At 65.2% G+C, this 10853-nt stretch carries 6 protein-coding genes; 2 read left to right on the forward strand and 4 right to left on the reverse strand.

Features of this window, described 5'->3' with window-relative positions:
* Positions 1-551: transaldolase family protein (locus ACVOMF_RS09185; RefSeq protein WP_481509008.1), on the forward strand; the 551-nt coding region annotated here is incomplete at its 5' end.
* 243 nt (positions 552-794) lie between these two features.
* Here ACVOMF_RS09185 and ACVOMF_RS09190 read toward each other — a convergent pair.
* Positions 795-2210, reverse strand: a complete 1416-nt coding sequence (locus ACVOMF_RS09190; protein ID WP_481509009.1) for a coniferyl aldehyde dehydrogenase — start codon at positions 2208-2210, stop codon at positions 795-797.
* 196 nt (positions 2211-2406) lie between these two features.
* On the opposite strand from ACVOMF_RS09190, the gene ACVOMF_RS09195 reads away from it, so the two are divergent.
* A complete protein-coding gene (locus tag ACVOMF_RS09195) occupies positions 2407-5193 on the forward strand; it encodes a TonB-dependent receptor plug domain-containing protein (protein ID WP_481509010.1) in 2787 nt (928 codons plus the stop codon).
* A gap of 501 nt (positions 5194-5694) precedes the next feature.
* Here the strand turns inward: ACVOMF_RS09195 and ACVOMF_RS09200 are convergent.
* Genes ACVOMF_RS09200 through ACVOMF_RS09210 form a run of 3 tightly spaced genes read right to left on the reverse strand, consistent with a single transcriptional unit; the run spans position 5695 to position 10846 of the window.
* Entirely contained in the window at positions 5695-8034 is a 2340-nt protein-coding gene (locus ACVOMF_RS09200) for a S9 family peptidase (protein WP_481509011.1), read from the reverse strand.
* 26 nt (positions 8035-8060) lie between these two features.
* Entirely contained in the window at positions 8061-9263 is a 1203-nt protein-coding gene (locus ACVOMF_RS09205) for a M24 family metallopeptidase (RefSeq protein ID WP_481509012.1), read from the reverse strand.
* Complete coding sequence (locus ACVOMF_RS09210; protein ID WP_481509013.1) at positions 9260-10846, reverse strand: aldehyde dehydrogenase (NADP(+)); 1587 nt, start codon at positions 10844-10846, stop codon at positions 9260-9262. The genes ACVOMF_RS09205 and ACVOMF_RS09210 overlap by 4 nt, the downstream gene beginning before the upstream one ends.
* Positions 10847-10853: the final 7 nt, after the last annotated feature.

Genomic DNA, 10853 nt, shown 5'->3' on the forward strand with positions numbered 1-10853 from the left:
CCTGGGCCGGCGTCGAAGCCGCGCGCGTACTGCGGGCCGAGGGCATCGACTGCAACCTGACCCTGATCTTCAACCCGACCCAGGCCCTGGCCTGCTCGGAAGCCGGTTCCTTCCTGATCTCGCCGTTTGTCGGCCGCATCCTGGATTGGTACGTGGCCAATGGCCAGACCCCGGCCAACATCGACGAAGACCCGGGCGTGGTGTTCGTGCGCGGCGTATTCGCCGAGTTCAAGCGCCGCGGCTCCAACACCGTTGTCATGGGTGCCTCGTTCCGTTCGACCGCGCAGATTGAAGCGCTGGCTGGCTGTGACCGTTTGACGATCTCGCCGGACCTGCTGGAGAAGCTGGATGCGGATTTCGGTGAGCTGCCGCGCAAGCTGGCGGCCGGTGCTGCTGAAGCAATGAACGTCGCTGCGATTGATGAAGCGAAGTTTGATGCGGATATGGCCGCTGATCCGATGGCGACCGAGAAGTTGGCTACTGGTATTGAGGCGTTTGCGAAGGATCTGCAGGCTTTGCGTTTGCGGATTGCAGATGAGCTGGGCGGCTGATAGCAAAAGCGATGCCTGACCACTCCCTTCTCCCTGCGGGAGAAGGTGCCCCGAAGGGGCGGATCAGGGTAAGTGCGAAGCCTAGAGATAATTGGCTGCAAGTGGCTTCGCCCCCGTACCCTCACCCCAACCCCTCTCCCGCAGGGAGAGGGGCTTTCAAAAGCTTTTCGACACCCGGCTCCCTCTCCCTCGTGCCAGTGTCACCGCAGCCGGCCCCCTGTGCCTGGTTGCGGCTTTTCTCCCTCAGCGCGAAATCATCTCGATGAAACGCGCTACCCGTGTGTACGGCGGCCGCAGCAGATCACTGCCCGCCCGGCGGGTCTGCCACAACACCGGCAAGCGCTTGCTCATTGCATCGAAGCCGGCCTTGCCGTGGTACGCGCCCATGCCGCTTGCGCCAACACCGCCAAACGGCAAACCGTTGATCGCGAAGTGCAGCAAGGTGTCATTGACGGTGACGCCGCCGGCAATGGTCTGGCCGACGATCCTTTCCACCGTCGCCTTGTCATGGCTGAAGGGATACAGGGCCAAGGGCCGGTCGCGGCCGTTGATGGTGGCAATGGCCTCGTCCAATGAGCGGTAGCTGCGAATCGGCAGGATCGGCCCGAAGATTTCGTCCTGCATCACCGTCGCGTCATCGCCCGGTTGCAGGATCAAGGTCGGTGGGAACAAGCGCTCGCGCCGCGAACGCTCGGCGTCGATGTCCGCCAGCGGCAACACCTGCAGGCCACGCGCACGCGCGTCATCCACATAGCCCTGCAGGCGCTGGTACTGGCCTTCGTTGATGATGCGGCTGTAATCCGCAGCGTCACTGAAGTCGCCGTAACGCAGCTGCACCTGCGCACGCAGCGCGGCAACCAAGGCATCAACCCGTGCTTCGTCGATCAACACATAGTCCGGTGCGATGCAGGTCTGGCCGGCGTTGAACCACTTGCCGGTGGCCAGGCGCGCCGCTGCGCCTTCCACCGGATAGTCCGCTGCCACCAGCGCTGGTGATTTGCCGCCAAGCTCCAGCGTCAGCGGCGTCAAATGCTGCGCGGCAGCCGCCATCACCTTGCGGCCAATCGCGGTGGAGCCGGTGAACACCAGGTGGTCGAACGGCAGGCCCGAGAATGCCGACGCCACGCTGACGTCGCCCTGCAGCACCGCCACCCGATCAGCAGGGAACACCTCGGCCAACAAGGACTGCAGGAAGGCCGAACTGTTCGGCGTGTGCTCGGACGGCTTGAGCATCACATGGTTGCCAGCGGCGATCGCGGTCGCCAACGGCACCAGCGCCAGATTGACCGGGTAGTTCCACGGCGAGATTACCCCGACCACACCCACCGGCACCGGCCGCACCTGCGCCCGCGCGGGCCAGAAGCGCCAACCCACGCCGATCCGCTCCGGCTTCATCCAGCCGCGCAGGTGCGAGAGCAGATGATCGATCTCACCGGTGACGGTCATGCCGTCGGCGATCACTGATTCGTGTTTGGAGCGATGACCGAAGTCAGCGGCTATCGCCTCGGTCATCTCCGGAATGCGCGCCTTGAATGCCGCACGCAGGCGGCGCAGGTCGTTGCGGCGCTGCGTGTAGTCCGGCTTGTGCTGCTGCCAGGCGTAACGCAGCCGCGCCAGCACAAGCTGCAGGTCTTCGCTCTGTGGAACCACTGGATTCATCGGCATTGCTCCGGTAACGCGGGATCGCGCTGCCGGTTTCGCATGCCCGTACCAGGGCTGTGCGGAGTTCCGCATTCGTCCCCGGCCTTTCGTGCTATCGGCCCCGCCCCGCCTTCAACACCATGGAAAAAGGCGCCATTGCGCCCGACACGGCGGCACTAGAACCGCCAAACAAACGCCACACTCGGGAGGGAGTATGAGGGGTTTACCGAAACGCTGCACCATCGCTACGGCCATTGGCCTGGCGCTGTTACCGGGCCTGGCCATGGCCCAGCAAAGCACCACTGGCGAGGGGGCCAGGACGCTGGACAAGGTCGAGGTCACCGGCTCGCGCATCAAGCGCACCGAGATCGAAGGCATCGATCCGGTGCAGATGATCACCGCCGAGGACCTGGAGCATCAGGGCTTTGCCAATGTCTACGATGCGCTGTCCAACATCACCGCCAATACCGGCGTGTTCGTCGGCGAGGAAAGCACCAACAACTTCAACGCCAATGCGCAGGCCTTGAACCTGCGCGGCTTCGGGCCGGGCTACACGCTGGTGCTGCTCAACGGCCGCCGCATTCCGATGCTGCCCAAGCCGTCCGGCACGGTCAGTGGCAACGTCACCAACCTGGCGATGATTCCCACCTCGGCGGTGGACCGCATCGAGATCCTGACCAGCGGCGCCTCGGCCATCTACGGCTCCGATGCGGTAGCCGGCGTGGTCAACGTGATCCTCAAGGACAAGCTCGAGGGCACCACCCTGTCCTATCGGCATGGCGATACCGTGCACGGCGGCGGCCGCTCCGAGCGCGTCTCGGTCACCAGCGGCTTCGAGTTCGGTGATACCCAGGTCACCGCCGGCCTGGAATGGGATCGCCGTTGGCCGATCAAGGGCAATCAGCGCGACTGGTTCGACTCACCCGAACGTTCACCCGACCCTGACTATCGCGGCGCTACCCAGGTGATGTCGTTCTGGGACCGCGATACCGGCTGGGACCTGCTGGATCTGAGTCCGCGCTGCCAGGCCCAGGGCTATGACTCGGTACGGCCCGGCTGGGCCGGCGCCGGCAGCGAGAAGTATTGCGGCGACAACGACTTCGACAGCTACACCATCCGCAACGGCCGCAAGCGCCTGTTCGGCTTCCTCAACCTGACCCACCAGCTCGGCGAGCACGAGCTGTATGCGACCGCGCTGAGCACCCGCTCACGTGCCGAGGCAGGCATGTACCGCTACGGCTTCGCGGTGGACTACGAAGTGGTCGACGAGATGCAGGCCGCCCAGCCCAACCCGATTGCGTGGCGCCACGCCTACCGTACCTTCCGCAACGATGAATTCCCCGGCAGCAACCAGGAATTCAAGGAAGACAACGACGTCATCATCGCCGGCCTGCGCGGTGCGCTGGGCAAGTTCGACTACAGCGTGAACTACAACTACGGCCGCTATCGCTACCGGGACACGGTGGAACGCTTCAACGACAAAGCGATGCTGTCGCTGATGTTCGGCCAGCAAGGCCGCGACTGGTCCTTCCCCTGGGCAGGCAGCCGCTGGGTACGCGTGGGCAAGAACCAGCTCGATGCCAACTATGCGCCGAACGCCAACATCGACTTCTTCGGTGATCTGTCGCCGGAGATGTTCCGCGACGCCATGCATACCTCGGTTGGCGATGGCCGCTCGACTTCGCAGTCGTTCAGTGCCGACCTGTCCGGCAGCCTGTTCGAGTTGCCGGCCGGTCCGCTGGCGTTCGCCGGCGTGCTGGAAGCTACGCGCGACAGCTACCGCTTCATCACCGACCAGCCCACCGTCGACGGTGAGATCTATGGCTGGAGCGGCATCCGTGGCAAGGGCAAGCGCAACCACTACGCGCTGGGCACGGAGTTCTCGGTGCCGTTGCTGGCGGCGGGTTCCGGTTTCGGCCAATGGGACGCCAAGCTGGCCGCACGCTACGACCACTACGACGATGCCTCCGATGTCGGTGGCGCGTTCACCTGGCAGGCCGGCCTGAGCTGGCGGCCGAGTGATTGGCTGTTGTTCCGTGCCTCGCATGCCACCTCCTTCCGCGCACCGGACATGCACGTGATGTTCGCCGAACGCAGCTCGTCCTATACCAGCGGAGTTGATTACCTCGGCTGCGTGCAGGGCGAAGGCCTGCAGCGCGGGCAGAGTTGGCAGGCCTGTGGCAATGACTACGGTACCGGCTCGATCCGCCAGTACTCCGAAGGCGACCCTGGTCTGCATGAGGAAAAAGGCAGCAGCGACACCATCGGCATGGTCGCGCAGATCGGCCAGAACCACTCATTCACGCTGGACTGGTACCGCATCAAGCTGGAAGAACAGGTGGGCCTGATCGGCGCCGACGCGACCCTGCGCTACGCCGCCGAGTGCGCGTTGGGCTACGACCAGCAAGGCCTGGACGTGGACCCCAACTCGCCCAAGTGCCAGACCATGCTGGCGCGGGTTGAGCGCGGTGGTCGCAACAACGACGTGCTGTCGGTGATCACCAGCCCGTTCAATACCGGCATGTACCAGCAGAACGGCATTGATGCGAGCTGGAGCTCAAGCCTGCCCACCGACAACTGGGGCAAGTTCTCCGCACGCCTGAGCTATACCCACATCCTCAAGACCTTGAGCCGCTACCTGCCCGAGGACGAAGTGGAGAACATCCGCGACCGGCAGTGGAACAGCGAATTCCGCACCCGCTCCAACATGACCCTGGGCTGGGAGCACAAGCGCTTCTCCAGCTACCTGCACTTCAACCGCCTCGGCTCCTCGCCGGTGCGTTGGGCCGACCAGTACGAACGCTTCAAGCCGTGGATGACGGTGAACCTGTCGCTGGGCTACCGCGCCACCGAACAGCTGTCCTTCAATCTGGCGGTGGTCAACCTGTTCGACAAGACGCCCTACCGCCACTCGTCGGAGAAATGGTGGCCGTATGCGGACATCAGCAAGTACAACCCGGTGGGCACCGAGTACTTCATGACGGTGGAATACAAACTATAGAACCCGCTGGCTGATTGATTCCCTCAACCACCGCAGTGCCTTGTCGCTGCGGTGGTTTCTTTTTGCCTGCAATCTGCGAGTTGATCGAACCATGCGATGCAGACTTCGTAGCCCGGGTAAGCACAGGGCAGCCGGGATGAGAGAGCCTGCTGATTGCCAGCAGACTGATCGTTCCTGTTCCGATATCGCCACGCAGGTGGTCGTTCGCTTTGCTGGCTGCGTATGGGCGCTTCGCGCCCCCCCTCTCCCCAACCCCTCTCCCGCAAGGGGAGAGGGGCTTGGTGCATTGCGAGTTCCAGCAATGCGTGCAACAGCGGCTTTAGCCTCTCTCCCCTTGCGCGGTGAAAGGGGCCGGCTGACGAACCGAAGGTTCGTAGCACCTTGAACGACCTTGCGCTTGCGCAAGGGCCGGGGCGCGGAACGGGGGGTTGGGGAGAGGGGACGCGAAGCGCAAGCAAGGAACGATGAGACAGACACGGTCCATCTCAACCGACGCATCGCCTATGGCGAAGCTTTCTGATTCCAATCCGGTGTCGCCAGACCGCGCAGGTGGCGTACGAAGAAATCGAACTTGCGGCGCTGGATGTAATCCACCGGCTCCTGCGAACGGCCCACGCCGTGGCCGGTGCCCGGCACCGCAAGCAGGTCGAAATCCTTGCCGGCACGGATCAGCGCGTCAGCCACCTGGTAGGTCGAGGCGGGATCAACGTTCTCGTCCTGCTCGCCAACGATCAACAGCAGCTTGCCCTGCAGCAAGGACGCATTGTCCACGCCCGAGGCGCGGCTGTAGCTGGCGTCCACCGGCCAGCCCAGCCACTGCTCGTTCCAGCTGAGCTTGTCCATGCGGTTGTCATAGCAGCCGTTGTAGGCCACCGCCACCTTGTAGAACTGCGGATGGAACTGCAGCGCGTTGAGCGCGTTCTGGCCGCCCGCCGAGGCGCCGTAGATGCCGACGCCGGCACTGATATCATAGGACGCATCACGCGCCGCCATCGCCTTGTGCCAGGCGATGCGATCGGGGAAGCCGGCATCGCCAAGGTTCTTCCAGGCCACATCGTGGAAGGCCTTTGAACGGTTCATCGTGCCCATGCCGTCGATCTCGACCACGATGAAACCCAGGTCCGCCAACGCCTGCAGGCCGATCAGCCGCTCATTGCTGGACTGCGAGTCGAACGGCCAGAATTTTTTCTGCACCGAAGCATCATGCGGACCGGCGTAGATGCTCTCGATCACCGGATAGCGCAGTGCGGGGTCGTAGTTGCTTGGCCGCACCACCAATCCAAAGATTGGCGTACTGCCATCGCGGCCAGGTGCAGAGAAAGTCTCCGGCGCGCGGTAGCCGGCGGCGAACAGCGCGCTGGCATCGCCGCGTTCGATGGTCTGCAGCAACTTGCCGTCGCGCGCATCGCGCAGCTCGCTGATATTGGGCTGATCCAGCCGCGACCAGGTATCGACGTAGTGATTGTTGTCCGGTGACAGACTGACCTCATGCCAGCCATTGCCCGGCGTCATGTGCTGCAGATTGCGGCCATCGAAATCGACGCGATAGAAGTGCTGCATGTACGGGTCGCCCGACTCACGGCCGTTGGCAGCAAACCAGATCTGCCGGCGCGCTTCATCCACCTTGATGATCTGCCGCACCACCCACGGGCCGCGGGTCAACTGCTGCAGGCGGCCACTGCGACCGTTCACCATGTACAGGTGATTCCAGCCATCGCGCTCGGACATCCAAACGATCTGCTCGCCACGCTTGCCGACATCGTGGAACTCGGCGCGGTACCACCAGCTGTTGACGAACGTCTTGCTGTTTTCCTCCACCACGCTGCGCGACTTGCCGCTATGCGCATCTACCTCGATCAGGCGCACCTGCTGATGGCCACGCGCCGTATAGCGGAACACCAGGGTCCTGCCATCGGCACGGAACTGCGGCGTGGTGATTTCGTAAGCGTTGGCGAACAGCGTGGTCGGCACCTCGATGCGCCTGCCACTGTCCACTTCGAAGATCACCGGGCGATCGATATCGACCGGATCGCCTGCCTTCGGATACAACTGGGTGCGGACCCGCGGCTGCACCTGATCGCGCGGAGAGGTTTCCACCCGCGTCACCTGCCGAGGGTAGCCGGGCGTGACCCGCAGCAGCATGAAACGCGAGGAATCCGGTGACCAGATGATGCTTTCCGGATCATAGAAATCGGTGGCCGCGCCATCGCGTGCCAACACCCGCACACTGCCATCGGCGAGATTGCGCACAATCACGCTGGCATCGCGCACCTGCGCCTCATGGCGTCCATCCGGCGAACGCTGCGGCGTATCGTCGGCAGCCACCGACAGGTCTCGCACCACGCCCCAGCCACGCGGGCGCGGACTCGGCCCGGGTTCGCTCCAACGCGCACAGCGGTAGGTCTCTGCCAGCTCGCAACGCATCCAGCCGCCATCAATCCAGGCACGCAAGGCGCGGCCGTCGTCTTCCAGCGTGTAGTCGGAGAAAGGCAGGCGGCGACCCTCCACGCGGCGACCGAGCAGCGGCGACAAGGCCGTCGCCAGACGCGTCTGATCGAAGGCTGGCACGGCCTGCGCTTCGTCCACGCTGCGGCTCACGAACTCGAAGCCGCCCGGCACGGTACGCCGGTAGCGGTAGCGCTGCGCATCCGTCCAGGTCGCAGGCCCGGCCAGGCCTTGGGTCAGGTACATCCATTGCTCGCGCAGCTGCAACGAACGGCTGAAGGCGGCCTCGTCCGGGGCCGGTGGCGCGGTCGCCTGTGCCAGCAACGGTGAAGCGGCGCAGATCAGGCCAAGCACCAGCAGACGGGCGTGACAGTGGATTCCCCCGGATCGAAGCATGCAGCGTGTCTCCTTGCGTTCAAAGGTCAGGCAAATGGCCGGTCGATGGCCGGCGATGGTGGTGTGAACCAGCGCGCGCCATCGGCGGTCACGTAGAAGTGATCTTCCAGACGCACGCCGAAGCTGCCCGGCACCACGATCATCGGTTCGTTGCTGCAACACATGCCCGGCGCCAACGGCAACGCATTACCGCGCACCAGATACGGCGCTTCATGGATGGCCAGGCCACAGCCGTGGCCGGTGCGGTGTGGCAGGCCCGGCAGCCTGTAGTCCGGGCCGAGGCCGGCGGCCTCCAGCACCGTGCGCGCGGCCTGATCGACCGCCTCGCAAGGCACGCCCGGGCGTACCGCATCGAACGCGGCCTGCTGCGCCGCACGCTCCAGGTTCCAGATCCGCAGCTGCTCGGCATCGGGCTCACCGAAGATCCAGGTGCGGGTGATATCCGAGTTGTAGCCCTGCACCGCACAGCCGGTATCGATCAGCACCAGCTCACCGCGACGCAGGTGCTGCACGCCGGGAATGCCGTGCGGGAAGGCCGTCGCCTGGCCGAACTGCACGATGCAGAAGGTGGAACCGCCATCGGCACCCAAGGCGCGGTGCGCCTCATCGATGAAGCGCACCAGGGTGTCGGTGCCGATGCCTTCATGGACGATGCCCGCCGCCAGCTGCTGCACGAACAGGGTCATGTCGCAGGCCTGCTGCATCAAGGCCAGCTCGGCCGGCGACTTGCACATGCGGCAACCGTCGATGATGGGTGCTGCGGACTGGATGGACGACGCGCCCAGATGGGCTGCCAAACCGACCTGGATGCGGAACGGTGCCTCCGGGTCCAGAGCCAGCGTGCGTGCGCCACGCTCGGCCATTGCCGCGGCCACCATGGCGTGCGGATCTTCGTGCTCTTGCCACATGCGTTTGCCGACCGGGATGCGCAGCACCGCATCCAACGAACCTTCCTCGAACGCTGGGCAGATCAGCAACGGCTCGCCCTCCAGCGTCAACAACAGCGCCACCAGCCGCTCCGTGCCACCCCACGGCACGCCGCAGAACCAGCGCAACGAGCTGCCCGCGCTGACCAGCAGCGCATCCACGCCCTGCTCGCGCATCAGCGTGCGGGCGCGCTGCAGGCGTTGTGCGCGCTCCTCGGCACTGATGGCCGGCGCACGGTGCGGCCACGGCGCCAACTGGGCGCGTGCCTGCTCGAGGGTGAGATGTCCGATCTGTGCATTCATGGCGAGGCTCCGATGTCGTCGGTGGTCCAGCGCTGGTCGATCCAACGCAGCAAGCCACCGGGGTTGCGATCGCGCAGCTCGGTCGGGAGCAGCGCATCGGGCACATTGTCGTATGCCTGCAGGGCGCTGAAGCGCAGGATTGCCGCCGGCAGGCCCACTGCGGTGAAAGCGGGCTGGGTGGATGCAGGAAACGGCCCACCGTGCTGCTGCGCTGGGCTGACCAGCACGCCGGTCGGCATGCGGTTGCAGATCAGCCGTCCCACCCGCGGACGCAGTACAGGAGCCAATGCTTGCCACGTCGCGTCATCGCTGCCGTCGTTGGCGCGGTACAGGGTGCCGGTGAGCTGGCCTTCCAGGCTTGCGGCGATTGCCTGCATCTGCGCCACATCATCTACCCGCAGCATCAGACTGCTGGGGCCGAAGGCTTCGACCTGGAAGCGCGATGGCGCAGCCAGGAACGTCTCGACATCGACTTCGAACAGGGTCGGCGCATGGGTGACGCCCACACTGCCCGGCGCACCGCCACACAGCAGGCGAGCGCCCGCATCGCGCAGGGCGGTGATTGAATGTTGCAGCGATGCCCGCACCGCCGATGAAAGCAGCAGCTGCGGCGGGGTCTCCACAAAACGGCTGCGAACCGCTGCAACGAATGCATCGCCGGCTACGCCACGCGGCACGACCACCAAGCCCGGGTTGGTGCAGAACTGGCCACTGCCGAGCAGACAGGAGCCGCTGAACTCTTCCGCCAGCGCCGCGCCACGTTCGGCCAATGCCCCCGGCAGCAGGAACACCGGATTGAGGCTGGACAACTCACCGAAGAACGGCGTGCCGGCAGCATCTGCTGCCTGCTTCAAGGCCAACCCGCCAGCACGGCTCCCGGTGAAGGCAATCGCTCCCAAGCGCGTGTCTGCGGCCAGTGTCAGCCCCAGCGGCGCTGCCACGTCGTACAACAGTTGCACTGTCGCCGCCGGCAAACCCGCAACGTCGGCAGCCCGCTGTGCGTGCTCGGCCAGGCGCTGGCTGGTGCCAGGATGCGACGGGTGCACCTTGGCGATCACCGGGTTGCGCGCGGCGATGGCGGCAGCGAAGTCGCCACCCGAAACCGCATTGAAGGCGAACGGGAAATTGTTCGGCCCGAACACCAGGACCGGTTTGCCCAGCGGTGCATGGCAGGAGCGCAGACCGGCGGCGGTGTCGATCACCGGTCGCGCCCAGCTGGCGCTGCGCGCCGCCTGTGCGGCCAGGCGCAGCTGGTTGCAGGTACGCGGCAGCTCATTGCCGCGCAGGCGGGTGGCTGCCGGCAAGCCAGTCTCGGCATGGGCCAGCGCCACCAGCGCTTCTACATCGGCCTCCAACGCGGCCGCATAGCCTTCAAGGAACGCAGCAATGCGTGACGGCTCAACCGCCGCCAACAATGGTGCAGCGGCGCTGGCGGCTGCCAGCGCCTGTTCCACGTCGGCCGCGCCGCTGCGCGGGAACGCAATACCGATGGCCTGCCCGGAAGAGGGGTCGATTGCGCGGAAGCTGCCCGTGCAGTCGTCTGCGGCACGCCATTGGCCTGCGATAAGTAGCGGCGCGACCATATCCACC

This window comes from Stenotrophomonas sp. STEN022, assembly GCF_056760155.1.